The organism is uncultured Shewanella sp. (assembly GCF_947495455.1).
Classification (GTDB): domain Bacteria; phylum Pseudomonadota; class Gammaproteobacteria; order Enterobacterales; family Shewanellaceae; genus Shewanella.
In genome coordinates, this window is record NZ_CANLZC010000035.1 from 22,028 (window position 1) to 48,945 (window position 26,918).

Consider the following 26,918-nt stretch of genomic DNA (forward strand, 5'->3'; position numbering starts at 1 on the left):
TAATTGAGTAACAATATGAATGCAATGAGCTTTTTGGTAAATACTTTATTTGATCTTTATTTAATGGTTGTCATATTGCGTATTTGGCTACAAGCAGCCCGTGCGGATTTTTATAACCCCTTTAGTCAGTTTATCGTCAAAGCGACTCAACCTATCATAGCACCACTGCGCCGAGTGATCCCATCGATGGGAAGATTCGATACCGCTTCTATTTTATTAGCCCTCATCGTTGTCGCGCTAAAATATACCATTTTAAGTCTCATGGTTGGAGCAGCATTGGATCTACCAACGCTTTTACTCATCTCCATTGTTTCAGTCTTTAAAGAGGCTGGTGTACTCTTATTCTGGATGCTGATTTTACGTGCCATTCTCAGCTGGGTGAGTCAAGGGCAAAACCCCATTGAAATGGTTATGGTGCAATTAACTGAGCCATTCTTAGGCCCAATAAGACGCATTATTCCTCCTATGGGCGGACTCGATTTATCTTTACTGGTATTAATGATTATTCTTAACTTCTTGAATATATTAATGGTTCAGTATGTTCCATACTGGGCAAGTGTGTAATTAGTATTCTTGAGTGGTGATGGTTTTGCCACTCAAATTCTCCTCTTTATATGAGGCCATATCGATTCCTACACTCGACTTCCCATCCAGTCACTTTTGAATAGACTAAAATAACACAATAGATAAAACACTAAGGAAAGGTATTATGTTGCTCGAACGCTTATCCAGTACAGTCAAAGCTCTCCTCATAGCAAGCCTATTATTTAGCCCCTTCACTTTCGCCGAACAAAAGCAAACTGTCGGTAATTATGACATTCATTATGTCGCCTTTGACAGTACCTTTCTCACTCCTCAAATTGCCAAAGAATACGGTTTAAAACGCAGTCGCTATACGGGAATTGTGAATATCTCAGTATTAAACAACAGTGATACAGAACATTCGGCCGTTCCAGTGGAGCTGTCTGGTACAGCCAATAATCTGCTCGATGCAAGGAAAAAATTAACCTTTAAAGAAATCAAAGAAGGCAAGGCTATTTATTATCTTGCTGAAATTCCTTATCGGGATGATCAAGAAATAAACTTCAATATTAATGTTAAATACGGCGCTAAGCTTAATACACAATTAAAATTCAAACATAAGTTCTATGTCGATCAATAAGCTTATATTGCATTAATTCACTCCAAGTTACTTATAACTGCAAGTAACTTGGAACATCATTTTCTTTCTAACTAACCCCTCTTTTTTCTATCACCTAACACTCGCCTTATGCCTTCGTGCACGTTATCATTGCGCGGTATTTTCAATGCCTATTTCAATATAACAAAAAAGGTTATTCCAATGAGCAAAATCGTACTGGCCAGCGGTAATAAAGGTAAACTCAAAGAATTTTCAGAATTGATGAATAACTATGGTGTCGACGTGATAGCCCAAAGTCAGTTTGATGTCAGTGACATGGCCGAAACAGGCACCACCTTCGTTGAAAATGCCATCATCAAGGCTCGACATGCCGCAAAAATCACAGGTCTTGCCGCCATCGCTGACGATTCAGGTATTGAAGTCGACTTTCTTCAAGGCGCTCCTGGCATTTATTCTGCACGTTATTCCGGCAAAGGCGATAAAGCTAACTACGAGAAAGTGCTCACAGCCCTTGCTGATACCACAAATCGTAGCGCACGTTTTCAATGTGTTTTAGTTTATATGCGCCATGCAGACGATCCTAGCCCTATCATTTGCCAAGCCGCTTGGGAAGGCAGCATTGGCTTTAGCCCAGAAGGCGAGCATGGTCACGGCTACGATCCCATTTTTATTCCACAAGAACATGAATGCACAGCAGCGCAATTGAGCAGCGAAGTCAAAAACGCACTTAGTCATAGAGGAAAAGCCTTGACCTTACTCATCACGGAAATGAAAAATAAAGGACTAATTAATTAATGCTAGTTCTGCCTCCACTAAGTCTTTATATTCATATCCCTTGGTGTGTTCAAAAATGCCCCTATTGTGATTTTAACTCTCATGGTCAGCAAAATGAACTTCCTCAAGAAGAATATGTTGATGCCTTACTCAAAGATCTCAAGCAAGATCTCCATTACGTACAAGGGCGCCATCTGGACACCATTTTTATTGGCGGCGGCACGCCCTCATTATTTGAAGCGAGTCAAATCGCTCGCCTACTAAAAGGCGTTGAAAAACTGATCCCTTTCAATAAAGCCATAGAAATCACCATGGAAGCCAATCCTGGAACATTAGAACATGATGATTTTAAAGCTTATCGAAAGGCGGGGATCACTCGATTATCCATTGGCGTACAAAGCTTCGCTAAAGAAAAGCTAAACCTCTTAGGCCGAATTCATGGCGAAGAAGAAGCAAAAAACGCCGCAACTCAAGCAGCACAAGCAAAATACAAGAGTTTCAATATTGATTTAATGCATGGCTTACCCAATCAAAATTTTGAACAAGCCATGTCAGATATTGACACCGCGGCTAAACTGGCTCCGCCCCACTTATCTTGGTATCAGTTAACCATAGAGCCTAATACCTTATTTCATTCTAAACCCCCACAACTTCCAGATGATGAAGTACTCTGGCAAATTTATGAACAAGGACAAAAAAAACTTGCGGCGCTAGGTTATGAACAATATGAAATATCCGCTTATGCCAAACCAGGATTTCAATGCCGGCACAATATTAATTATTGGCAATTTGGTGACTACCTTGGAATAGGTTGCGGTGCCCATGGTAAAATCACCGATCTTGCCAATAACACTCTATTACGTACCGTCAAAATAAAACATCCTAAAGGTTATCTTGCAGCTAGCAATTATACCTTTGATGTCAACATTATCGAAGAAGATGACAGAGCGCTTGAATATTTAATGAATCGCCTCAGACTCATGTACCCTATTCCTAAAAAGGAATTTGAGCAACGCACTGGGCTTTCAAGTAAAAGTATTCAATCGGGTATAGAAAAAGCCGTCACCAAAGGCTTATTAATCGATAGCCCAACACAATGGACCTTAACCGCAAAAGGCCACATGTTTGTTAACGAACTACTGGCACAATTCTGTTAAAGGCAACATGTTTGTTAAATGGTCACAGAAAAACGCCACCAAAGGAAACGCACCTGTTAACGAACCACTGGCACAATTCTGTTAAAGGCAACATGTTTGTTAAATGGTCACAGAAAAACGCCACCAAAGGAAACGCACCTGTTAACGAACCACTGGCACAATTCTGTTAAAGGCAACATGTTTGTTAAATGGTCACAGAAAAACGCCACCAAAGGAAACACACCTGTTAACGAACTGCCAGCACGATTCTGTTAAAAGAAACATTTTGAAACACTTGGTAACAAATAAAGCTCAACATTAAGTTTGAGCTTTATTATTATAGGGCCATTGAACATAACAAGGCCCATCATGAAGACATCGACTAATTTAAGCATTCTAGCTCTGTCTATTTCACTCACCTTTTCCACAATATCAATATCTAGTCAAACAAGCCTAACTGACTCCCCTGCTAATGAGGTTATTAGCAATATCGCCGCTGAAACTGAAACAGAAAAAGCCAATGCGCTTTTTGAAGCCATTTTCATGGAAGAATTGATGACAGATCCCATGGAACAAACGCGCTTAGGCATGAAAACCCATTATGGTGAATGGGGTGACGTAGGAGAAGCTGCCGATAATGAAAAAATAAAACGAGCTAAGCAACATTTACTTCAATTAAATCAAATTAACCCACAAAAACTGGATAAGCAAACTTTACTTAGCTTTCAGCTATTGACTCAAAAACTAAAACAACAAATTGCCAATGATCAATGGCGTTATCATACCTATCCTGTGAGCCAAATGAGGGGCTCACATGCAGGCATGGTCTCTTTTTTAATTAACCATCATACAATAGACAGCTTTGAAGATGCTAAAGCCTATATTAGCCGTCTAAATGCCATGCCAAAACGCTTAAGTCAGGTTGAAAACCAATTAAAAATAAGAGCGAATAAAGGCATTATCGCTCCAAGTTTCATTTTTCCCTACGTCATTTCAGACAGCCAAAATATCATTACAGGTTTTCCCTTTGATGATGGCGCGCCCAATGTCCTTTGGCAAGACTTTAGTCAAAAAGTTAAGGCATTAAATCTAGCTCAAACCACAGAAGCAGCATTATTGGCTTCAGCTAAAAAAGCATTAACAAAAAAAGTTCAACCCGCTTACAGTCAGTTTATTCGCTATATTAATCAACTCAGTAAACGCAGTAATAATGAAGCAGGTGTCTGGAAATTCCCACAAGGGGATGATTTCTATGAAGCAGCTCTAGCTAAGACAACCACAACTCAGTTAACGGCAGATGAGATCTATCAAATTGGATTATTTGAAGTCGAACGTATTCATGATGAAATGCGTGGCATAATGAAAAAAGTGGGCTTTAAAGGCACGCTACAAGACTTCTTTGTTCACATGCGAAACGATAAATCATTTTACTACCCTAACACAGAGCAAGGTAAAAATGATTACTTGCATGATGCAACCGCACTTATTGATAATATGGCGTTACGGCTTGATGAAAGCTTTAAAATCAAACCTAAGGCGCCGTTAATCGTAAAAAGAGTAGAAGCCTTTAGAGAAAAATCAGCAGGTAAAGCCTTTTATAACACCCCTTCAGCCGATAGTACACGCCCTGGTATCTATTACGCTAATTTATATAAAATGGAAGCTATGCCAAAATATCAAATGGAAGCACTAGCTTATCATGAAGGCATTCCAGGGCATCACATGCAATTAGCCATAGCACAAGAACTGAAGGGGATCCCTAAATTCAGAAAGTTCGGCCGCTATACTGCCTATATCGAAGGTTGGGGACTCTACAGTGAATATTTTCCTAAGGAAATGGGGCTTTATTCCGATCCTTATTCCGATTTTGGTCGCTTGTCTATGGAATTATGGAGAGCCTGCCGACTGGTTGTCGATACAGGGATCCATCAAAAGAAATGGACACGAGAGCAAGGCATTCAATATTACGTGAATAACACACCCAATGCTGAATCTGATGCAATAAAAATGGTTGAGCGTCACATTGTGATGCCTTCTCAAGCCACGGCTTATAAAATTGGTATGCTAAAAATCCTTGAATTACGCCAAAAAGCGCAGCAAGCATTAGGTGATCAATTTGATATTCGTGATTTTCATACATTGGTGTTAGCCAACGGTGCACTACCACTGAATATATTAGAACAACAAGTCGATCATTGGATTCAAGTAACCCAGAACTAAAAAAGCAAAAGGGGCATTAAAAGCCCCCTTTTTCACTTTATGGCTTTCTTTTCGCGTAAAGTTCTTTGTATTTTTCATCCCAATAAGGCGGGGTGCCAATGTGCCCTTTAATAAACTCAATAAAGGCGCTCACCTTAGGCGCTAAATGTTTGCGTCTTGGATATACAGCTTGTAATGGTAAATGTTGCGTTAATTGCCAATCACTAAGTAATGGCACTAAAGTGCCTTTTTCGATTTCATCTTCAAGTAAATAGCTAGCTAAATAAACCACTCCTAAGCCATTGATCGCTGCAGACTTTAAGGCTGGAGCATTATCAATACGGAAATTACCTGATACACCGATCTCACAGTAATCATCACCTTGCTTAAATTGCCAAGTACTGTGCTCATGCCACTCACCTTGATAAACCAAACAATTATGATCCACTAACTGTTCAGGTCTTGCTGGCCTGCCATGTTTTGCTATGTATTCTGGCGATGCCACTAATAAAAATTGGCATTTCATTAAAGGACGAGCCACCATGCCTAAAGGCAGTTGTTCCGATAGGGTCAACAATAAATCAAGCCCTTCGCTAACAATATCCACTTTATGATCTAATAAACTCACCTGTAATTCTAATTCAGGATGCATTTCCATAAACTTTGGAATAGCAGGAATAATGTGCATCGAACCAAAAGACTGAGAAATGCCAACCTTTAATAAACCACGTGTTGCATCATTTAAATTATGCACACTCGCAATGGCTTGATCTGCATCCCTTAATAACTCTTCTCCTTGAGAGTATAATAACTCACCCGCTTCGGTAAGACTTAAACTTCGAGTGGTTCGCTGAATAAGCTGAACACCCAATTTATGCTCAAGATCGGCAACTTGAGTACTCACTTTAGATTTAGAAATACCCAACTTTCTCGCTGCAGCACTGAAACTGCCAGCTCGGGCTACATGGGTAAAAATAGCGATAGGTTCCAACAGTTCTAACATTTAAATTGCCTTAAAGTCTTTACAGCACTAAAGATGCATTAATTCTTATGTATACCCATAGCATATGATGATAATCCATTGACTTATCATTCAGATGAGAACTTTATTTCAAAAAATCCGCTTTTTCGAAAATCAGTAAACTATATGAATAGGCAGTGATAATGTTTCCAGTATACCAAACTATTCCATTAACACATAAATAAGTGTAAAAACAAACCAATATACTCATTCATATGTAAACATTACATGATTATTAAGTATGGATAAAGTCAAAATAAAGTAATAGTAAAGCAGAGGTAAAGCCCAAAATAATTGAGCTTAACACGGTATGACTTTTTACAATCAGTTTAAAAAATAGAGCGTCCTAATCCTTGACACAAAGCTTCTAGCGCTGCAGTTCCCGCTAAAGAGTTACCATTTTTATCTAATTCCGGTGACCAAACACACACAGCTAAATCACCAGGGATCACGGCAATAATTCCGCCACCAACACCACTTTTACCTGGCATTCCAACACGATAAGCAAACTCTCCAGCTCCATCATAAAGGCCTGACGTTGCTAATAGCGCATTCATTTGCCGTGTTTGAACTTTAGTCATTAATTGCTCACCAGTGGCGCTTTTTCCACCGTTTGCAAGATATAACATGGCGCGAGATAAGTCTGCACAACTCATCCGTAATGAGCAATAATGGAAATAACTTTGTAAAACAGTGTTAACATCATTATTGAAATTACCAAATGACTTCATCAAATAAGCAATTGCTGCATTTCTTGCACTGTGCTGATATTCAGAAGCAGCCACTTTTTTATCGTAACTAATACTAGGGTTTCCACATAATCCCCTAACCACTTCTAACATTCTGTGTTTTGGCGCACCCAAACGAGATTGTAATAAATCCGCAATCACTAAAGCACCCGCATTAATGAAAGGATTTCGTGGCAAGCCCCTTTCAAGCTCAACTTGCACGAGAGAATTAAAAGATTGCCCAGAAGGCTCTTTACCGACTCTTGACCAAATTTCGTCTTCACTATAATGGCACAATGCCAGAGTTAAACTGAACACTTTTGAGATACTTTGTATCGAAAAAGGCTCTAAATAATCCCCTGCACCAATTGTCGTACCATCAATCGATGTAACCGCAATACCCAATTTATTCGCATTCACCTTGGCTAAAGCGGGAATATAATCAGCAACCTTGCCTTGTCCAAGTAACGGCCGAACAGTATCCATAACCTGCTCTAACAAGGCCAACTCAGGCATTAACTCCACCAAATATCATAAAGCTCACTCACTTCAACGTTTGAAACTGCCTTATCAGCCCAAAACGCCGTCACAGCAGCTCTATCATCTTGGGTACATTGACCGATTTTTTGAGTCGCAATAATCCCTTCCCATTCCTTATGACCGCCACCATGAAAACCTAATTTTCTTGGTTCAATGACATCATCAACAAATTGATCAACAATTAAATCTATTTGCTCCTCAGACACTGAATCATCAAAAGTCCAAGTGATATCAAATCCAAACTCTTGAAATTCATCAACGCGCAATTTCTTGCGTAAGCGGCGACTACGATTTGCGGCCATAATATGACTCCTATATAAAAAAATTAGCTAATGCGTTCAAACATCAAATCCCATACACCATGGCCTAAACGATGACCTCTCGCCTCAAATTTAGTTAAAGGCCTATGCTTCGGTCTTTCAACACATGTTCCCGTGACTGACAGATTCTTATAACCTGAAGCAGCATTCATCACTTCTAACATATGTTCACTGTAATTTTCCCAATCGGTAGCTAAATGAAACACACCACCAATCTTGAGTTTACGACGAATAAGTTCTGCAAATTCAGGCTGAACAATACGACGTTTATGATGACGCTTTTTATGCCAAGGATCGGGAAAGAAAAGCTGAACGCCAGCAAGTGAGCCATCTTTAATGCTATGCTCTAAAACTTCAATTGCATCGTGATGGTACACTCTCAAATTAGTGACTTCTGCCATTGCCGCATCGGCTAAACAGGCTCCGACTCCTGGCTTATGAACTTCAATACCAATAAAGTTTTTATGAGGTGCCGCCTTTGCCATTTCAACCAAGGACGCGCCCATACCAAAACCAATTTCAAGTACAGTATCAGCATCTCGACCAAAAACATCTACCAGTGAAATAGGCTCAGGCGTATAGCTTAGCCCCATAATCGGCCATTGTTGTTCCATCGCTTGAGCTTGGCCTTTTGTTAGCCTACCTTCACGTAAAACAAAACTTCTCACTTTTCGAAGGTATTTACCTTCCTCATTAAATTCAGCGGTCGTTACATCGCTCATTAGCGTCCTCGGCCTAGATAACAATAAGATTAAAAAAGGGCATTATCCAAAGTTAATCGAACAGTGCAAGAAATATGTGAGACTCCATGCTAGGGTCAGTCTCCCAAAGCGTTTAAAACCGAACATTATAAATGAAACATCTTTAAAATTATACTCGATGCCTTGTGCAATCCTTATCCTACTATGACTTTTGACTCTTGTGCTAAACAAGAGTCGCAGTTACACTGCGCGAATGAAAACAACTCCCCTTTTCTCAAAGCGAATTGTCGACTGGTATGACATTCACGGTCGCAAACAATTGCCATGGCAGTTAAATAAGACCCCCTATAAAGTTTGGATTTCAGAAATCATGCTACAGCAAACTCAAGTAGCTACTGTTATTCCATATTTCAATCAATTTTTAGCACGCTTTCCCGACGTCCTTTCATTAGCGAATGCGGAGCAAGATGAAGTATTACATTTTTGGACAGGTTTAGGTTATTACGCGAGAGCCAGAAACTTACACAAAGCAGCGCAACAGATCAGAGACAAATTCAATGGGCATTTCCCAACTGAATTTCAACAAGTATTGGATTTACCCGGCATAGGGCCCTCTACTGCTGGCGCAATCTTATCTTTATCTCTTGGCCAACATCATGCCATTCTAGATGGAAATGTAAAACGAGTACTTGCACGCCACGGCGCAATTGCGGGTTGGCCAGGGAAAAAACCTGTTGAACAAGCATTATGGACATTGAGCCATGAGCATACACCAAAAGACAATGTGCAAAAGTATAATCAAGCCATGATGGATATTGGCGCAACGATTTGTACTCGCTCTAAGCCTAACTGCCCTATTTGTCCTGTCGCAATAGATTGCAAAGCCCAATTAAGCGGCAAACAAAGTGAATTTCCCGGTAAAAAGCCCAAAAAGCCCCTTCCTGAAAAAGTCGCTTGGTTATTGGTAATGACATATCAAGATCAAGTGTTATTAAATAAAAGACCCCCTGCTGGTATTTGGGGTGGCCTATGGTGCTTTCCCGAGTTTAAAACAAAAAAACAGCTCAATGAGTACCTAGTTCAAGAGAATATCACTTTCGACAACGAAATCGAATTACCCGGTTTTAGGCACACTTTTAGTCATTTTCACCTCGATATTCAGCCCATTTTTATTGCTGTTTCAGGGCAAAAAGATCACCGAGTAATGGAACAAAATACCTCACTCTGGTATAACTTACCCAATCCACAAAAAGTTGGTTTAGCCTCAGCCACCGAGCGAGTTTTAGCCAGCTTACGTTCTATTTTAAATGAGGAATAAACATGGCTCGCACTGTCAATTGCGTCTATTTAAAAAAAGAAGCTGAAGGTCTTAGTTTTCAACTTTATCCAGGCGAACTGGGTAAACGGATCTTCGATAATGTGAGCAAAGAAGCTTGGGCCTTATGGCAAGCCAAACAAACTATGCTTATCAATGAAAAAAAGCTCAATATGATGAATGTGGATGATAGAAAACTCCTTGAAGAACAAATGATCCGTTTTTTATTTGAGGGAAAAGACGTCGAAATCGAAGGTTTTGTTCCTCAGCAAAAGAAAGATTAACTTTATTCGCCCTAGATGAATGAAGGAATAATACTTGGTAGTTGGACTATACACGATATCTTATTCCTTCCTTTTAAAACACACTGACTCTCAACTTAAGAGATTCACTCCATAAATGGGTTACTCATGATTTATTGCACTTTGTAACTCGTTTCTACCATGAAATCGCTTTAGCAATACCCGTGATACTTTTCGTTCTTTTTAAAGGGATAATTTAAACCCTTCATGACTCGCTTTAAATCCTAAATTCTCATAAAAACGCAGCGCATCAACTCGTGCTTTATTTGAGGTGAGTTGCACCATATTACATTTTCTTTGCTTCGCTCGCTCAATCGCCCATTTAAAAATCTGGGTGCCCAACCCTTTTCCTCGATGGGCTTTATGAACTCTGACTCCTTCTATTAAACAACGCCAACTGCCAATATATGTTAAATAAGGAATAAAAGTCAGCTGCAACATGCCTAGCACTTCCCCTTGCTCTTCCACAATAATTAATTCATTATTTTCATTCTTTATAATCGCCTCAAAAGCTAAAAGATATTTAGGATTAAGTGGATTCTTACCATCTTCACGTAACTTTCCCAACGGATCATCAAACAACATTTTCACCAAACAATCTAGATCTTTTCGTTCAGCTTGCCGAAATGACAACATATTCGCCTATCCTTTAAAAAAGAAACATAATATCAGAGTATTAACTAGAAAGAAAAAGACAATAATACCTAAACAAGATCCATTGATTTATTTTTACGATAAACTAAGTTTAAAAACAAGCTTTATCATTAGGTGAGAATGTTCAATGAAAAACTTATATTCATCTTATTTTATATCGGCTTTTTTATTCCTAATAATTGGCCACCCCCAAGCCAATGAAACACATACTCTACATCAATTTTTATTATTCGAATTCAATAGTCATGACCATTCATCTCAACTTATCTCCCATTTTCAAAAAATATTATTAGGATTAAATTATAGAGAAATAAAAGTAGTCAAAGATAACGCGAGAAAAAATAGCAAAATTAGAAGCACTCCATTTCCTGTTTTTGCCAATATTGCCCCTTATAAGCCAACAAGCATTCCTACCAGAAGTATCCTTTTCATGCAAAGCAGTATCCACGATGTCTTTCATGAAAGACGATTTGACATTATAACAACTGCTTATCAATTACAACAGAAAAGAATAGCGATTACAGCATTACCCAATATTCATGTTTGGCGAGATAGTAAAGGTAACATATGGACAATTAACCATAGAAGACTAGCCAGCATTATACTTGCTGGTAATATCGATAAAATTCCCGTCACTTGGATAAGTCAGAAGACATTAGATAAGAATAGATTTGAGTTTACAACGAAAGTTAAAGGAAAAAGCATAGACGCTTTTTTAACAAAAAATCTTATTATGACTATTAGTCACTAACACAGATTTTGTTTATTTTATTATGACAAGGACATGATCATAATCTATAAAGATATATGTTTTTATTCATGATGGAATATAACAATATTGCCATAGCTTTACACTCAGCATACAGAAGTTTAATCGTATAAGTTTTATCATAATCAGTAACTCACCCCCTTGATATTCATAAGGCCACATTATGACAATGACTTTCATGAAATCCCTTATTTATTCCAGTATGCTGATGTTAACTAGCACACAATTTGCTCATGCTCGGCCTCAACCTCCAAAACAGCCTAAATTTGACTTTATTAGTATTCCTATAGAAAACCCCAACACGGAAACAATTAACCAATTTCCCTTAGTCGATACAGGCCAAGTGACCACTTTTAATAACTACAATGCCATCAAAGCCCCACAAAAAGGGAATGCTTTTTATGGGCAAGATGCACAACATATCAAAAATAAACCGTCTTATACCAATAATCACGACGGCACAATCACCGACAATGTCACAGGTCTACAATGGCAACAATCATTTGAAGTCATGAGCTATCAACAAGCAATAGATAAATTAAAACATTTTAACCTTGCTAATCACACTGATTGGCGCCTACCCACCATTAAAGAAGCCTATTCATTGATGCTTTTTAATGGAGTGGACATTAGTGCAAAAGATATGTCAAAAGCGGGTCAACACCGTAAACCTTTTATCGATATCAATTATTTTGACTTTGAATATGGTGCAAATGGCAGGCGCCCCATTGATGTGCAAATGCTCACTTCTACGGTTTATCAAGGGACAACAATGGGCGGTAATCAAACCCTCTTTGGTGTTAACCTCGCTGATGGCCGTATTAAAGGTTATCCCTTAATGGATCCTCGCACCCGCACTGGAAAAATGTATACCGTCAGGTTTGTTCGAGGTAATACAAACTATGGTAAAAACCATTTTCAAAATAACAAAGACGGCACCATCTCAGATCTTGCCACAGGGCTAATGTGGCAGCAAAATGACAATCAACAAGCCATTTCTTGGCAAAGTGCTTTAGAACTGGCTCAAGCTCGTAATAAAGAAAACTATCTGGGCCACAATGACTGGCGATTGCCCAACGCTAAAGAATTACAAAGTATTGTCGATTATAGCCGCTCACCCAGCGCCACACATTCACCGGCGATTAATCCACTCTTTAATGTGACCTCTATTATCGATGAAGGCGGTAAGAAAAACTATCCATTCTATTGGACATCCACAACCCAGCAAAATCAACAAGGTGGCGGATCAGCAGTATATGTGTGCTTTGGTGAAGCATTAGGATTCTTTAAGCCTCCTATGTCAAAAGGGGCACCAAAACTGGAAGATGTCCATGGTGCAGGGGCGCAGCGCAGCGATCCTAAAGTAGGTAAGGCCAGTGATTTTCCACACGGTTTTGGCCCTCAAGGCGATGTGAGACGCATTGACCACTATGTTCGTTTAGTGCGCGATATCAATTAATGTTTTGATTCAACCTAAAGGGCATGTCGCAGCCCTTTAGGTTGAACATTTCTTACTCATATCAGAAACACTTCAAAAAAACTTCAAAAGAGTTCAATAATGGTAAAATTTATCCAATGTCTTACCACCACCAATAACCAAGTTATGACCACTTGCGTCGAGCACAAAATCCCAGCTAAAACTGCTATCTTGCATGTCAAAAAGATGAGTTAACTGCCATTTATTATTTATTTGTTTAAATTGCACCACGACTGGCGTCTTCAATAAAGGTCTATCGAGGTTAATAAATTGACCTTGTGGCACGCTGAAATACAATGAAAGGCCATCTTGAGCTAACGACATTTTTGTAAATACTTTAAAACTTTTTGCGAACTGATAGTTCAATTGCCAATGTCCATTTATTTCATCATAAAAATGTACTTCATCAACTGCAGCCACCGCAAGCCGATGTCCTGTACCATTCAGGCTCAACTGCTCAGCAAAACCTGCCACATGTCCTTCTATCACACCTGTTTGTTGCCAAGTTCCTTTATTCTCATTTGAGTCAATTGATTGAAAGTCATAAATGATTACTCTTTTATCATGTGGATCACTAATAGCGATTCGACGACCATCCTGTGCCAAATCCAAAGACAGCTCAAATAAGGGAACATTACTAAAATCACCCGATAAAGTTTCTTCTAATCGCCACCCTTCATTCACATAACGGTATACATATACTACAGAGCCCAACTGAGCATAAGAAGGATCGATACCCGTCACTAGTAACACTTTGCCATTTTGGCTCAACATCACTTTATGACCAAAATAGGTATCATCTAACTCATAAGTGTTTGCTTCACTGATCCCATTATGCAGCACTTGATTAATCTGCCATGTACCATTTTTATAAGAAAAATGTTTAACAACTCCCGTAGCAGAATGCTTTTGATACTGTAAATCATAAGTTTGATGATCAGGTCGAGAAACGACAAGATTTTGCCCCAAATAATCTAAACTCATGTCAAGATCAATATCACCAGTAAAAGGAAGGCGAGTTTGCAACTGCCAACCAAGAGGATCGCGTTGATATAAATAAACAATATGAATATTATTTTCCGTCGACGCTACATGACCAAGATACGATCTCTCGTAAGACTCACCTATCACTGCCATAACTTGCCCATTACCACTCATCGCCAACTTTGTGCCTAATAGTGCCAAATGACTTTCATTAGGCAAATAATGCTGCCCTATCGCCTGCGTTAATTCATATTCCGTTAGATGAACATAATTACTGGTATAAGTTTTCCCTGCATTTGTAGCAAGTATAAAAAATACAGGCTCATCTGTTAATAAAGCCGCTTTCAAAGATACATTCGCCCCTTGCTCAGTCGTTTTCTCCTCCAAAGGTTGACAAAAACTTTCCGTAGCCAATTGCTCATCATATAAACACACTTGATAATGCACATTGAAGGGTAAATGGCTTTTCCAAAATAATTGAAATTGCTTAGGCCCAATAGCATAAATTTCATCCAGAACAATATCACTTTTTTTGAATGAACTAACAGATTGGGGAGTTAATGGTGATTTCTGATGAACAGATGCTGCATAAACATTAATAGACCCGCTTAACACAAGTGTAGAAATGATGCTAAAGATCAATGTGATACCTTTGCGTAAAACAAGGCAAAACCTAGACACTCTATACATTTGGGACCATCCTTATTTCCATAACCATTTAATAACAGGTATTTTCAAGTGACTTATCCCAAAGGCTAGTGTTAATATTAGGCTTTAATTTATTAGATAAAACATAAACTTAATAGCAAATGAGATGAAGACAATCTATTATATATCTCACAAAAGGCCTATTTGGCTTTGGTCTTAATTTGGTATTAGCTTGGTATTAGTTCCCTATTAATTTATTATCAAAACGGAACCTAGAACATGAAACTACAGAGCTATAAAATAATGTATCGAGGTAAAAGTTGCTCCAACATTCAATCCATGAAATCGATATTAGTACATAAACAATAACAGTAATTATGAATAATACATTTTAACCAGCCAATGAACTCACAACCAAACACTTCCCTAAGGAACATGTTTGGCTGTCATTGGATCTTAACAATAGCGCATCAACTGATATCCCTGTGATACTTAGTGATACTTATTCTGTTTTAAAATTAGACACGCGCAGCGTCAGAGTCTCACCGAGTTTGGCCTGCTCTGTGGCATTTATTTCAACTTCTTTAGACAATCTTGACATCATAGAAGCCGCATCACTAATAGAGACAATGTTACTACTGATATCTTCGGTCACTAAATGTTGCTCTTCTGCGGCACTGGCTATTTGTGTGGCCATATCACGAATTTTCTCAACAGAAATTTCGATATTATCAAACACTATGCTGACTTGCTCAGATAAATCAAGCGCTTGATTAGACTGCATTAAATTAACATCCATGTTTTTTGATACTAACTTTGTTCGCTCTGTTAACATGCCAAGAATATGGTTAATTTCACCTGTTGAGTCTTGGGTGCGTTTTGCAAGGTTTCTCACCTCATCGGCAACAACAGCAAATCCCCGCCCCTGATCACCAGCACGTGCAGCCTCAATTGCCGCATTTAATGCTAACAAGTTCGTCTGTTCTGCAATCCCCTGAATAGTAAGTAAAATATTATTAATATTTTCAGTTTCCTGCTCCAACTCTTGGATCACTTGATTAGATTTTTGAATACTCACACCGAGCTCTTGCACGCTATTAATACTGGTTTTAATGACATCCTTACCATTTTGAGACGCTTTTAGTCCTTCTTGAGACACATCGGCAGTATCTGCACAGTTTTTCGCCACTTCATTAGCAGTCGCCGCCATTTGAGTCACGGCCGTCACCACTTGCTCAATGGCGATCAGCTGCTCTTTAGAAGACACTGCAACTTGAATAGCGCTATCATTAGCACCTTCGGACACACGATGAATATTACCGGCATGATTTTTAATTTCTTGGATCATGTCCTGTGTAGTGGAGATAAATTGATTAAACCAATTAGCTAATTCACCGGTTTCATCTTTACTCTTAATATTTAAGCGGGCGGTTAAATCCCCTTCACCTTCCGCTAACGTTTTCAGCTCTATTTTCACTTCATTGATAGGATCAACAATATGCTTGGCAAAAATCACTGCCAAGAAAACCAATAAAGCAACCAACACACCACTGACAATCACAGTCATCCAAATGAGCTGCTTTGCAGAAGCAAATATTTCATCACTTTGCTTAAAGCCAATAATTTTCCAACCTAATTTGGACGAGTTAACAATATTGGCCATATAGTGCGTACCATTGATATCCAAATCAACGACACCTGACTCTGTCTGTGCAATCCTTTGAAAATAAGGATCCTCAAGCGTCTTTAGTGCTTTAAAATTATTATCAGGATTATTGGCATCAATCAAAATATTGCCATTGCCTTCAACAATCATCAAAAAACCAGTATCACCAAATTTAATTTTTTGAGCCATTTCAGTCAGGGCTTTGACCGAGACATCAATAGCCACCACGCCTTCAAATTCATTTTTTTCATTTTTAAATGATTTTAAGACAGAAACATACACAGCATCATCGGGTTCCCAATAATAACCATCGATACGTTGAACTTGATCCTTACCCTTTTCACCTAACGCAAACCAAGGCTCATTACGAGGATCCCAATTTGCATAGTCTGCTGTACCTGGCCACTCCAAATATTGTCCATCCTTATTCCCCATATAGACAAAACCTAAAGTCGGATTATTTTGACCAACAGCACTGAATAACTCGAAAATTTCTTGCTCTCGACCGCCATTTGCTTTCGCCACTTGAGACGGTTTTCGTGATTCATTGAAATAAGTACTGATCTCCCCCTTATTCGTGGCCCGCACGATATCACTATCAGCTAAAAAAGACACATTGTAACTGAGCACATCAAAAAAATGACTAAATGACTGTTCGATAATGGCAATATCCACACTACTGGTCTGAATAAAGCTCGTTTTAGCATGTTGGATAACATTCTGCGATGTAATAACAGAAACAATTAACACAGGTAATAGTGCAATCGTTAAAAAGACAAATATAAGTTTACTACGGATCGTTAGCATTCAGCTCTCCTGCAATTGCTACGTAAATCATCCGCTTAACTTTAACATATACTTATACTGTAAAACCTAATATTTTAACTTTAAATACAAAATAGTCACAAGAATTTTCAAAGGCAGCAAACAATATTAGATTTCTATCTATTCTCAAAACTTGAATGAAACAAGTTTGTCACCTCTTTAGCTCATTTCGAACGGCCCATAAAGGTAAAATAATCGATAAGTTGCTCTAGCTCTTGCTCAGTTAAATGCAAATGGCTTGGCATTTTTGAATAACGAAACGTCTGTGGATCCCGAATATAGGCTTTAACCATATTACGTGAACGATAGTCCAAAATATTCTGTGGTGCATTAAGATCTGGCCCTATCATACCTCCTTGTTGATCCATAGCATGGCATTGGATGCATTCTTTTTTAAATATAGCAAAACCTTTAAACACCTTACTATTCAGACTTATGCCTTGAGGATAAACCTTAGGGTATTGATTTTCAAACTGTATCACTTCAATTCCTGTTACCTGCCAAGGCCAAGGAAAGCCCAATTCAGATGTTTGTTTTTCCCCCGTCCATACCAAGAAAAAAGGACCCGGATCGAGCTTATTTCCGTGACTTAAGATAGTTTGCCATCCTTGATCGACATCTAAATCTTTATAAACAAGATACCCTCCAGTCTGTTTAAAAATATCCCCGCTAGATATCGTTTTATATCCGTCAGCAGCAATAAAACTAATATCATTACTGGAATTATTTTGCCATTGTTGCCCATATACCCAGTTCAGTATATCTTGAATACGAAAGCCTTCATAATGCTTAACAGTCATTTTGTTTTCAGCATAATAGGGACTTGTGACTTCAATAGAGTGGCTGTTTAAGTTTTTCTGAAGTGTCGATAATAGAACGCTATCCACTGACTGATCATCAACTGAAAAAATTAAACTATCGGCCCCATTAGCCCAACTAAACCGACTCAAACATAACAATAAAAAAAAACCTTCCAGCCATAAAGTGGACTTAAATAGCATTTTCCCTTGGTTCTGATACATGCTCATCCCCTAACAATATCCAAAATGACTGAAAATACCGATTTTCAATCACCTGAATGTCATGACACTTAATAGCTTTCTTTGACACAAATGCTATCTTGGTTAGTATTACCCAAAATCAATAAAGCGCTAGCGATCTGGCACTGACTTAAAGAAAAGCTAATGACAAACAAAGCTTAGCCTTCATAAAAAAGGTGGCCAAATACTTTGGCCACCTTAACAAATATCCTGAATTACACTTCAATATCCATCGCGCTACCCAGCGCCGATAAATGGCTCAATATCTCGGCACTGGCTTTTTCCATTAAATCTAAATATTGAACCGCTTTGGCTTCATCACCTTGCTCAAGGGCATCCAAGGCTGAAATACCGTTTTGATGCAAGGCCACATGGGGCTTTTCTAATGCTCTGAAATAAGGCAAAGACGAATATTTCTCAGCACCTTCCCCTTGATAATACCACTTTCCTAAACGGCACATAGTATGATCGGCAAAATCACTCATGGTTTTATTCGACATGCCTAGCATGACTTTATACACTTCAAGCTTCCAAACAATATGATCCATTTTCACAGTCTGAATAAAACTTTTTGCCGTCGTATTACTGATCACTGCGTACATTTGCTGAGAAACAGAAACCACTTCTTTCGTTGTACTTTGGATCGACTCAGAATTTTCTCTCACATTTAAGCTATTTGTACCAACATCACCAATACCTTCTACAACACTGTCCATCCCTTGATTAATTTGAGTAATAAGAGAAGCAATTTCATTGGTTGCATCCGCTGAACGTTTTGCCAGCGCACGAACCTCATCAGCCACCACAGCAAAACCTCGCCCTTGCTCACCAGCACGAGCCGCTTCAATCGCAGCATTTAGCGCGAGCAAATTTGTCTGCTCAGTGATCCCTTGAATTAAATTAATAAAGCCATTAATACCTTCCGTTACACTCTTTAAATCGGCAATGGAACCAGAGACTTTATCGGTATCAGTATTGATTATTGAAGTCGCATCGACAGTCGTATGTAGCAGCTCAATGATATTATCAAATAATGAGATAGACCCCTTAAAATCATCGCGTTTGAGCACCAAAGAATTTGCTGAATCAGCAATTTCCTCTCGAACCCCGATAATCATTTCAGCAGAGTTCAACCACAATTCATTGAGACCTTGTTGATGGGTTAACGCTTGCTTGCCTTCTGATACCTTTTGGGCCAACTCGTCACTATTATTCGTTTTACTGGCCAATTCTTGTTTTAAAAAGGCAATCTCTTTAACTTGCTCTCTATTGATACGCTCAAGCTCTGCAATTTTTTTTGTACTTCGAAAAAACATTTCAATATTATCTCTATAGGATTTAAGCTATTCACTCACTAAGCTCAACAAATACACTGCAACACATAATACAATCAAACACTCAGTGTTTGGCACAACTCCAGTGGTTATGAAAGGTAAAAGCCCTAAAACTCAACGAGCCTTCCTTTGTTATTATCAGTTGAAAAAAATGTTGAAAATCAAAATAATCTAGTTATATCAACATTCTATATTTTTATTCCATATAATCCCTTAAATACTCATTTTTATAGCCTAAAAAAGTTAGTCTGTCAGGCTATCATATTTTTATAACTAATTAATTAATAGGTGAAATATGAATCATCATTGCTTAGAATGAGCATGACACCAACCACAGACAGCCACGACTTGAAAGAATGCCATCAGGCTGTACTTGAGTCATGCTATTAGAAGTATAAGCGACCAAAAAAAACCAGAACTCGAACAAAAAATTATCAAATTTAACAAAAAAAACCATAACAATCCTTTGTCACGAGCCATTCAGGCTCTAGATCATTATTATGTAAGATATTTTTTCACAAAAAATAAAAATAATTAAGATAAAAATACTGATATTGAAATCAAAGTCACATAAATATCCACTTAACTTTAGTTGACTATAGAGAAAGCCATTCTTTAACCGTTACCCCCCTAAACTTCAAGCGATATAGCTAAATCAATACCGCCCTCACCACAAGACTATTTCGCAGACTCTGACTCACAACCCCTCAATCCAATCATAACTAAGCCATAACTAAGCCATAGCAGCGCTTTTGAAACACATTCTCCATTAAGGTTAAAAACCTGTCACTGACACATCTAATTGGGCTAAATTTAACACTCACTCTTGTTAAAAAGAGTCGATATTTACGACTTAAAAAACTTCTAGTCCCAGATCATTGTATTGCACCCTGACCTATTGTACTCTTCGCACCATAAATAAAATAAATAATAACTTAAACGTGGACTTAATACTTTTGTCTGTTTTTTTTACCCATATAAAATCACAGTGTCCCAATAGATTATTCACTCTAATTAGAGTGATAAACATTCGATAGCGGCAAAACACAAACAATCAAAAATAAATAGCACATGTAATGGATAATAAACAGGCCGCAATGAAAGCTAAGCACCCCAATGCCACAACGACACCTGAAATGAGAACCTTCATTCAAGAGTCAACATTAAGCGTAAAACAGCTAGCCAAAGTACTTAACATCAGTGAAGCCACAGTGCGCAAATGGCGTAAAAGAGATTCGATTAATGATGGCTCAACAACTCCTCATCATCTCAATACCACACTCACTCCACTACAAGAATTTGTCGTTGTGGGGCTACGCACACAACTAAAAATACCGCTGGACAAGCTATTAAAAGCCACTCAAACCTTTATTAATCCATATGTGTCCCGTTCAGGTCTCGCTCGATGTCTTAAACGCCATGGTGTCTCTCAATTAAAAACGGTTTCTCAAAGTGCATTACGTGAAAACTATTGCAATCAATTACCACTAATGAAAGACAGTCATTTAATGACCTACACACTCAATTCGAAAACATTGGCACAAACCTTAGGTTTGCCAAGTGCTAATGGTCGCGATGTCGTTCAAGTGGTGTCTATTGTTATTCCAGCTCAATTGGGGCATTTACCGCATCCAGCCGAAGATGATGAATGTGCAGCACCTTTCGAACAAACTATTGATACCAGTCAACCTAGCTGTGTTTTTGTCGGTACCGATCCCACAAGCAACTGGCTATATCTCGATATTTATCAAGGCTGCCACAAACAAGCAGCTAAACGCTACATGACTTATGTGCTTAAATCAGGGCCCTTTCATTTACGTCGATTATTATCCCGTAATTATCGTATTTTCTTGAAGCAATTCCCCGATATGGCCAACACTCGCCAAAGCCCACTGTCTCACACAACGAATTCTAACATCGACGCAGACAGCTCTGCGATCACTGGAGACTCAATATGAGCTCAAAAAAAGATAACCCAACAAATGAGAAACACATGGATCCCCGTTTAAATAAACGATTAAAAGATACGCCCATTGCCATTGTCGGTATGGCCAGTTTATTTGCGCATTCACGCTATTTAGATCAATTTTGGGATCTCATCAGTGATCAAATTGATGGCATTACCGATGTACCATCAAGCCATTGGCAGGCTGAAGATTATTTCGATACCAATAAGAGTGCTCCTGATAAAACCTATTGCAAACGAGGGGGCTTTTTACCCGAAGTCGACTTCAACCCCATGGAATTTGGCCTGCCACCTAATCTTTTGGAACTAACCGATACTTCACAATTGTTGTCTTTATTGGTCGCAAAAGATGTCTTAGCCGATGCCGGGATCACTAATACATCAGATAAAAGTCATATTGGCATCACATTAGGTGTCGGTGGCGGTCAAAAAATCAGCCATAGTCTAGCCACTCGTTTACAATATCCTGTTCTGAAAAAAGTGTTTAAAGAAAGTGGCATCAATGATAAAGACAGTGAAATGTTGATCAAAAAGTTCCAAGATCAATTTGTTCACTGGGAAGAAAATTCGTTTCCCGGCTCATTAGGCAATGTCATTGCAGGTCGAATCGCTAATCGATTCGATTTAGGTGGCATGAATTGCGTGGTGGATGCTGCCTGTGCGGGCTCTTTAGCCGCCATGCGAATGGCCATTAGTGAACTGGTTGATGGTCGTAGCGATATGATGATAACAGGTGGCGTTTGTACTGATAACTCACCTTACATGTACATGAGCTTTTCTAAAACTCCTGCCTTTACCACCCAAGAAGTTATTCAACCTTTTGATATTAACTCCAAAGGTATGATGATAGGTGAAGGCATAGGTATGGTCGCCTTAAAACGCTTGAAAGATGCTGAAAGAGATAACGATAAAATATACGCCGTGATTAAGGGCGTGGGCTCCTCATCCGATGGTAAATTTAAAAGCATCTATGCTCCAAGACCCGAAGGTCAAGCAAAAGCACTTAAGCGCGCCTATGATGATGCAGGCTTTGCCCCTCATACACTGGGATTAATCGAAGCTCACGGGACAGGCACTGCGGCAGGAGACGTAGCAGAGTTCAATGGATTAAAAAGTGTCTTTAGTGAAGCTTGTGATAAAAAACAACATATTGCATTAGGCTCAGTAAAATCGCAAATTGGCCATACGAAATCCACGGCCGGTACCGCTGGACTTATCAAAGCGGCATTAGCACTGCATCATAAAGTGCTTCCCCCTACCATTAATGTCTCTCAGCCTAACCCCAAACTGAACATTGAAGACTCGCCTTTTTATCTCAATACGCAAACGCGCCCTTGGTTGCCTAGAGCGGATGGCGCTCCAAGGCGAGCAGGTATCAGCTCCTTTGGGTTTGGCGGCACTAACTTTCATTTTGTATTGGAAGAATATCAACAAGAACATAAAAGACCTGAGCGAGATGAAAAAAGTAACCTTGTCAATGGCTACCGTCAGCGCCGAGTGCCACAAACGTTTTTATTTAGCCAACCCACTCGCGATTCGCTTATCGAGCAATTAACCCAAATATTGGCCGATGCGAAAAAAAATCATCACGCCATTCATTCTATGGCTGAGACCTACTCCTTTAGAAAACTTAAGTCCACACATCCTCGAATAGGTTTTGTTGCCAATAACCATCAAGATTTGATTGAAAAACTCATCCTAGCTATCGGTGAACTCAATCAAAATAAAATGACCCACTGGACCTTACCCCAAGGCATTAGTTTTCGCGCCAAAGCCTTAGTCGACAATCATAAAGATGATACTCAGGCTTCAGCCAAAGTCGCCGCTCTTTTTGCTGGACAAGGCAGTCAATATACGAATATGGGCTTAGAACTGGGCTGTCACTTTCCTGAAGTTCGCCAGCAATTTACTCTAGCCGACAATGTATTTGGCCAGCACAATCTTGATCCTGTCTCACAACAAGTCTTCCCTCGTCCTGTGTTTAATAAACAAGACGAGAAAGCGCAAACAGTTAATCTCACTCAAACACTTTATGCTCAAAGCGCTATTGGTGCACTCTCGATGGGGCAGTATGACTTACTGACTCACGCAGGATTCAATGCCGATATAGTCGCAGGGCATAGTTTCGGTGAGCTCAGTGCCTTATGCGCCGCAGGTGTCATTAAGCGTGACGACTATTATCAACTGGCTTTTGCTCGTGGGCAAGCCATGTCTCAAATTCCTCAAGGCATGGATGCTGGCAGTATGGCCGCCGTGATTGCTCAGCAAGCGGGCTGTTTGCCTCAAATTCAAGGCTGTCTAAAGGATATTCAAGGCGTTGACATTGCCAATTTTAATTCGCCAACTCAATTTGTCATTGCAGGTGAAAAACAGGCTTTAGAAAGTGCGACACAAGCGCTCAAAAGCTTAGGCTTTAAGGTGATTACATTGCCCGTTTCAGGGGCATTTCACACACCACTAGTCGCCCATGCTCAAGCCCCCTTTGCAAAAGCCATTGATAAAGTCAGTTTCACTAAACCTCAACGACTGCTTTTTAGTAATAGCACAGCAAAAGCCTACACTAATAACGCCAACAGCATCAAAGCGAGCTTTAAACAACATATGTTGCAAGCTGTCAATTTTAGCCAGCAAGTTGAAGCCATGTATCATGCTGGTGCGCGGGTGTTTGTGGAATTTGGTCCTAAAAGCACACTACAAAAACTTGTATTAGAAACTTTAGCCGACAAAAAAGATGAATGCTGCGTTGTGAGTGTTAACCCCAAAGCCAGTTTCCATCATCACCAAAACAGCGATCAACAATTGCGTCAAGCGGCCATTGAAATGGCTGTTGCAGGGATCACTTTAGAGACTCTGGATCCTTACCAAGCCCCTACACGCCAGCCTGAAAAAGTCACGCCCATGACCATCAAGTTATCGGCAACAAACTACATCAGTCAAGGGACTCAGAACAAAATGGCGCAATCATTAAGCTCTGGTAAAATTTCACCCGAAATTCAAATTCAAGATAGGATCATTGAAAAAGAAAAAGTGGTTGAAGTTAAAAAGATTATCGAAGTAGATAAAAAAGTTGACGTTAACCAAGAAGCTAACCAAGCAGAAATAAAAGCCGTAGGCCAAGGGGTTAACCCAAGCGTTCATTCCCCCGTGACGCAAACGACACACACGACTACACAGCAAGCGAAAATCAATCCTCAATTAAAGAGTCAAAGCGCCGTGCCCAACGATAATTCAGCATTAAGCCAATTTTTTGCCGCCCAGCAACAAACAGCCCAGTTACATCAGACCTTCTTGACCATTCCGCAGCAATATAATGAGACTGTGACCCATATGATGGCTGAGCAAGCTAAAATGGCCAATGCTGGCGTGGATATTCCAGCAGCACTGGAACAATCTATGGCACAATTCCATCAACATCAAGCAGACACGCTAAAAAACCATGCGCAATACTTAAACTTACAGAGCCAAAGTAATCAAGCCGTACTGAACTTGATAAAGCAAGACCAAACCTTGCCTCATCAAAGCCCAAGTACTCTAAATGAAAGTAATCTAAATGAAAGTAATCTAAATGAAAGTAATCTAAATGAGAACGCTCTAAACCAAAACGATTCAAGCACACCAGTCCCAATAAATGAGCCTATTGTTCAACAAGATATCGTGCAAACAAGCGCTCAAGAATACAGTATAAAAGCATACGATAACCCTAGCACTCCAACAATCGCTTCTACACAAGAACCACTCAAGCAAGCCCTTTTCGAGGCAATACCAGCTCATCAGGCGCTCAGCACCAATAAACTTAATATTACAGACATTCAAACTTGCATGCTGAGTGTCGTGAGTGACAAAACGGGTTACCCAGTAGAGATGCTCAACCTTGAAATGGACATGGAAGCAGACTTAGGCATAGACTCCATTAAACGCGTGGAGATCCTCGCCTCAGTGCAAGACAAACTGCCAGAACTGCCTGAGCTCAATCCCGATGATTTAAGTGAATGTCGAACACTCGGTGAAATTGTCACTTACCTAAATAGCCAAAGCACTAGCACTAGCACTAGCACTAGCGCCAGCATACAGGCAACAAGCCAGAGCATTAAAATTGTTGAGCAAACGGCAGACATTCAAACTTGCATGCTGAGTGTGGTGAGCGACAAAACCGGTTACCCCGCAGAGATGCTCAACCTTGAAATGGATATGGAAGCCGACTTAGGCATAGACTCCATTAAACGCGTGGAAATCCTCGCCTCAGTGCAAGACAAACTACCCGAACTGCCAGAGCTCAATCCCGATGATTTAAGTGAATGCCGCACGCTAGGTGAAATTGTTACTTACTTAAATAGCCAAAGCCCTAACACTAACACTAGCACTAGCACTAGTATTCAGGCTACACGCCAGAGCAGTGACATAGCTGATATTCAAATTTGCATGCTGAGTGTCGTGAGTGACAAAACTGGTTACCCAGTGGAGATGCTCAACCTTGAAATGGACATGGAAGCCGACTTAGGCATAGATTCCATTAAACGGGTGGAGATCCTCGCCTCAGTGCAAGATAAACTGCCGGAACTGCCAGAACTTAATCCCGATGATTTAAGTGAATGCCGAACTTTAGGTGAAATTGTCACTTACCTAAGCTTACAAAATAATGGCTCGCAAAGTGATAGTAGCCAAAATTTGAATAACCAGAGCTTCAATAACCCAAGTATAAATAGCCAAATTGATAGCACAAATGCGAGCGTGTCTGGCACCAGCATGCAGGAACCCCATCAGAGCATTGAAATGGCAGACATTCAAACTTGTATGTTGAGTGTAGTGAGTGACAAAACCGGTTACCCCGCAGAGATGCTCAACCTTGAAATGGACATGGAAGCCGACTTAGGCATAGACTCCATTAAACGGATGGAGATCCTCGCCTCAGTGCAAGACAAACTGCCCGAACTACCAGAGCTCAATCCCGATGATTTAAGTGAATGCCGAACTTTAGGTGAAATTGTCACTTACCTAAGCTTACAAAATAATGGCTCGCAAAGTGATAGTAGCCAAAGTTTAAATAGCCAAAACGATAGCACAAGTGCGAGCGTGTCTGGCACCAGCATGCAGAAATCCCATCAGAGCATTGAAATGGCCGACATTCAAACTTGTATGTTGAGTGTAATGAGTGACAAAACCGGTTACCCCGCGGAGATGCTCAACCTTGAAATGGACATGGAAGCAGACTTAGGCATAGATTCCATTAAACGGGTGGAAATCCTCGCCTCAGTGCAAGATAAACTGCCCGAATTGCCAGAGCTCAATCCCGATGATTTAAGTGAATGCCGCACGCTAGGTGAAATTGTTACTTACTTAAATAGCCAAAGCCCTAACACTAACACTAGCACTAGCACTAG

The 26,918-nt window shown here is 39.6% G+C and carries 20 protein-coding genes; 11 read left to right on the forward strand and 9 right to left on the reverse strand.

Annotated features, from left to right (window positions below; translation table 11 throughout):
- Positions 1-15 precede the first annotated feature (15 nt).
- From Q0791_RS11060 to Q0791_RS11080, 5 genes are all read left to right on the forward strand, one after another.
- Positions 16-564, forward strand: coding sequence for a YggT family protein (locus tag Q0791_RS11060; RefSeq protein WP_299006079.1), 549 nt, complete (start codon positions 16-18; stop codon positions 562-564).
- A 145-nt stretch (positions 565-709) separates the two neighbouring features.
- Positions 710-1,162, forward strand: a complete 453-nt coding sequence (locus tag Q0791_RS11065; RefSeq protein ID WP_299006081.1) for a DUF4426 domain-containing protein — start codon at positions 710-712, stop codon at positions 1,160-1,162.
- A 180-nt stretch (positions 1,163-1,342) separates the two neighbouring features.
- Complete coding sequence (gene rdgB, locus Q0791_RS11070; protein ID WP_299006084.1) at positions 1,343-1,936, forward strand: RdgB/HAM1 family non-canonical purine NTP pyrophosphatase; 594 nt, start codon at positions 1,343-1,345, stop codon at positions 1,934-1,936.
- Positions 1,936-3,072, forward strand: a complete 1,137-nt coding sequence (gene hemW / locus Q0791_RS11075) for a radical SAM family heme chaperone HemW (RefSeq protein ID WP_299006086.1) — start codon at positions 1,936-1,938, stop codon at positions 3,070-3,072. Before rdgB ends, hemW begins: the two co-directional genes overlap by 1 nt.
- A gap of 348 nt (positions 3,073-3,420) precedes the next feature.
- Positions 3,421-5,271 carry a DUF885 family protein gene (locus Q0791_RS11080; protein WP_299006089.1) on the forward strand — a complete coding sequence of 617 codons (1,851 nt, stop codon included), beginning with the start codon at positions 3,421-3,423 and terminating at the stop codon, positions 5,269-5,271.
- Positions 5,272-5,308: 37 nt separating this feature from the next.
- Here Q0791_RS11080 and Q0791_RS11085 read toward each other — a convergent pair whose 3' ends face one another.
- The 4 genes from Q0791_RS11085 to trmB all read right to left on the reverse strand — a co-directional run bounded on the left by Q0791_RS11085 (position 5,309) and on the right by trmB (position 8,581).
- Positions 5,309-6,253: a LysR family transcriptional regulator gene (locus tag Q0791_RS11085; protein WP_299006091.1), complete on the reverse strand. Its 945-nt coding sequence runs from the start codon at positions 6,251-6,253 to the stop codon at positions 5,309-5,311.
- Between the two features lie 347 nt (positions 6,254-6,600).
- Positions 6,601-7,515 (reverse strand): glutaminase B, encoded by a 915-nt coding sequence (glsB, locus tag Q0791_RS11090; protein WP_299006094.1) that lies wholly within the window; start codon positions 7,513-7,515, stop codon positions 6,601-6,603.
- Positions 7,515-7,841, reverse strand: coding sequence for a 50S ribosome-binding protein YggL (locus tag Q0791_RS11095; RefSeq protein ID WP_299006096.1), 327 nt, complete (start codon positions 7,839-7,841; stop codon positions 7,515-7,517). Before Q0791_RS11095 ends, glsB begins: the two co-directional genes overlap by 1 nt.
- A gap of 23 nt (positions 7,842-7,864) precedes the next feature.
- The gene (gene trmB, locus Q0791_RS11100; RefSeq protein ID WP_299006099.1) at positions 7,865-8,581 is read right to left on the reverse strand and encodes a tRNA (guanosine(46)-N7)-methyltransferase TrmB; all 717 of its coding nucleotides are present in this window, start codon (positions 8,579-8,581) and stop codon (positions 7,865-7,867) included.
- A gap of 232 nt (positions 8,582-8,813) precedes the next feature.
- On the opposite strand from trmB, the gene mutY reads away from it, so the two are divergent.
- Both mutY and Q0791_RS11110 read left to right on the forward strand, forming a co-directional pair.
- The gene (mutY, locus tag Q0791_RS11105) at positions 8,814-9,878 is read left to right on the forward strand and encodes an A/G-specific adenine glycosylase (RefSeq protein WP_299006101.1); all 1,065 of its coding nucleotides are present in this window, start codon (positions 8,814-8,816) and stop codon (positions 9,876-9,878) included.
- Positions 9,879-9,880: 2 nt separating this feature from the next.
- Positions 9,881-10,159, forward strand: a complete 279-nt coding sequence (locus tag Q0791_RS11110) for an oxidative damage protection protein (RefSeq protein ID WP_299006104.1) — start codon at positions 9,881-9,883, stop codon at positions 10,157-10,159.
- Between the two features lie 201 nt (positions 10,160-10,360).
- Here Q0791_RS11110 and Q0791_RS11115 read toward each other — a convergent pair whose 3' ends face one another.
- Positions 10,361-10,813, reverse strand: a complete 453-nt coding sequence (locus Q0791_RS11115) for a GNAT family N-acetyltransferase (protein WP_299006107.1) — start codon at positions 10,811-10,813, stop codon at positions 10,361-10,363.
- A gap of 145 nt (positions 10,814-10,958) precedes the next feature.
- Between Q0791_RS11115 and Q0791_RS11120 the strand changes: the two genes are divergently transcribed.
- The gene (locus Q0791_RS11120) at positions 10,959-11,582 is read left to right on the forward strand and encodes a hypothetical protein (RefSeq protein WP_299006110.1); all 624 of its coding nucleotides are present in this window, start codon (positions 10,959-10,961) and stop codon (positions 11,580-11,582) included.
- A 181-nt stretch (positions 11,583-11,763) separates the two neighbouring features.
- Entirely contained in the window at positions 11,764-13,059 is a 1,296-nt protein-coding gene (locus tag Q0791_RS11125; protein ID WP_299006113.1) for a DUF1566 domain-containing protein, read from the forward strand.
- Positions 13,060-13,152: 93 nt separating this feature from the next.
- On the opposite strand, the gene Q0791_RS11130 is transcribed toward Q0791_RS11125, so the two are convergent.
- From Q0791_RS11130 to Q0791_RS11145, 4 genes are all read right to left on the reverse strand, one after another.
- Positions 13,153-14,751: a hypothetical protein gene (locus Q0791_RS11130; RefSeq protein WP_299006116.1), complete on the reverse strand. Its 1,599-nt coding sequence runs from the start codon at positions 14,749-14,751 to the stop codon at positions 13,153-13,155.
- A 460-nt stretch (positions 14,752-15,211) separates the two neighbouring features.
- On the reverse strand, positions 15,212-17,182 hold the full coding sequence (locus Q0791_RS11135; RefSeq protein WP_299006119.1) for a methyl-accepting chemotaxis protein: 1,971 nt from the start codon (positions 17,180-17,182) through the stop codon (positions 15,212-15,214).
- Positions 17,183-17,364: 182 nt separating this feature from the next.
- A complete protein-coding gene (locus tag Q0791_RS11140) occupies positions 17,365-18,222 on the reverse strand; it encodes a cytochrome c (protein ID WP_299006121.1) in 858 nt (285 codons plus the stop codon).
- A 233-nt stretch (positions 18,223-18,455) separates the two neighbouring features.
- On the reverse strand, positions 18,456-19,556 hold the full coding sequence (locus tag Q0791_RS11145; protein ID WP_299006123.1) for a methyl-accepting chemotaxis protein: 1,101 nt from the start codon (positions 19,554-19,556) through the stop codon (positions 18,456-18,458).
- A gap of 1,094 nt (positions 19,557-20,650) precedes the next feature.
- On the opposite strand from Q0791_RS11145, the gene Q0791_RS11150 reads away from it, so the two are divergent.
- Entirely contained in the window at positions 20,651-21,532 is an 882-nt protein-coding gene (locus Q0791_RS11150) for a phage terminase small subunit-related protein (RefSeq protein WP_299006125.1), read from the forward strand.
- On the forward strand, positions 21,529-26,918 hold a 5,390-nt coding region (locus Q0791_RS11155), incomplete at its 3' end, for a type I polyketide synthase (RefSeq protein WP_299006127.1). The genes Q0791_RS11150 and Q0791_RS11155, both read left to right, overlap by 4 nt.

Excerpts from the sequence above, each read along its gene's own strand:
- rdgB (WP_299006084.1), top strand. The coding sequence starts at position 1,343 with ATGAGCAAAATCGTACTGGCCAGCGGTAATAAAGGTAAACTCAAAGAA.
- Q0791_RS11085 (WP_299006091.1), bottom strand. The coding sequence starts at position 6,253 with ATGTTAGAACTGTTGGAACCTATCGCTATTTTTACCCATGTAGCCCGA.
- Q0791_RS11140 (WP_299006121.1), bottom strand. The coding sequence starts at position 18,222 with ATGTATCAGAACCAAGGGAAAATGCTATTTAAGTCCACTTTATGGCTG.
- mutY (WP_299006101.1), top strand. The coding sequence starts at position 8,814 with ATGAAAACAACTCCCCTTTTCTCAAAGCGAATTGTCGACTGGTATGAC.
- Q0791_RS11095 (WP_299006096.1), bottom strand. The coding sequence starts at position 7,841 with ATGGCCGCAAATCGTAGTCGCCGCTTACGCAAGAAATTGCGCGTTGAT.
- trmB (WP_299006099.1), bottom strand. The coding sequence starts at position 8,581 with ATGAGCGATGTAACGACCGCTGAATTTAATGAGGAAGGTAAATACCTT.
- Q0791_RS11150 (WP_299006125.1), top strand. The coding sequence starts at position 20,651 with ATGGATAATAAACAGGCCGCAATGAAAGCTAAGCACCCCAATGCCACA.
- hemW (WP_299006086.1), top strand. The coding sequence starts at position 1,936 with ATGCTAGTTCTGCCTCCACTAAGTCTTTATATTCATATCCCTTGGTGT.
- Q0791_RS11060 (WP_299006079.1), top strand. The coding sequence starts at position 16 with ATGAATGCAATGAGCTTTTTGGTAAATACTTTATTTGATCTTTATTTA.
- Q0791_RS11130 (WP_299006116.1), bottom strand. The coding sequence starts at position 14,751 with ATGTATAGAGTGTCTAGGTTTTGCCTTGTTTTACGCAAAGGTATCACA.
- Q0791_RS11120 (WP_299006110.1), top strand. The coding sequence starts at position 10,959 with ATGAAAAACTTATATTCATCTTATTTTATATCGGCTTTTTTATTCCTA.
- Q0791_RS11065 (WP_299006081.1), top strand. The coding sequence starts at position 710 with ATGTTGCTCGAACGCTTATCCAGTACAGTCAAAGCTCTCCTCATAGCA.
- Q0791_RS11110 (WP_299006104.1), top strand. The coding sequence starts at position 9,881 with ATGGCTCGCACTGTCAATTGCGTCTATTTAAAAAAAGAAGCTGAAGGT.
- Q0791_RS11115 (WP_299006107.1), bottom strand. The coding sequence starts at position 10,813 with ATGTTGTCATTTCGGCAAGCTGAACGAAAAGATCTAGATTGTTTGGTG.
- Q0791_RS11125 (WP_299006113.1), top strand. The coding sequence starts at position 11,764 with ATGACAATGACTTTCATGAAATCCCTTATTTATTCCAGTATGCTGATG.
- Q0791_RS11080 (WP_299006089.1), top strand. The coding sequence starts at position 3,421 with ATGAAGACATCGACTAATTTAAGCATTCTAGCTCTGTCTATTTCACTC.
- Q0791_RS11145 (WP_299006123.1), bottom strand. The coding sequence starts at position 19,556 with ATGTTTTTTCGAAGTACAAAAAAAATTGCAGAGCTTGAGCGTATCAAT.
- glsB (WP_299006094.1), bottom strand. The coding sequence starts at position 7,515 with ATGCCTGAGTTGGCCTTGTTAGAGCAGGTTATGGATACTGTTCGGCCG.
- Q0791_RS11135 (WP_299006119.1), bottom strand. The coding sequence starts at position 17,182 with ATGCTAACGATCCGTAGTAAACTTATATTTGTCTTTTTAACGATTGCA.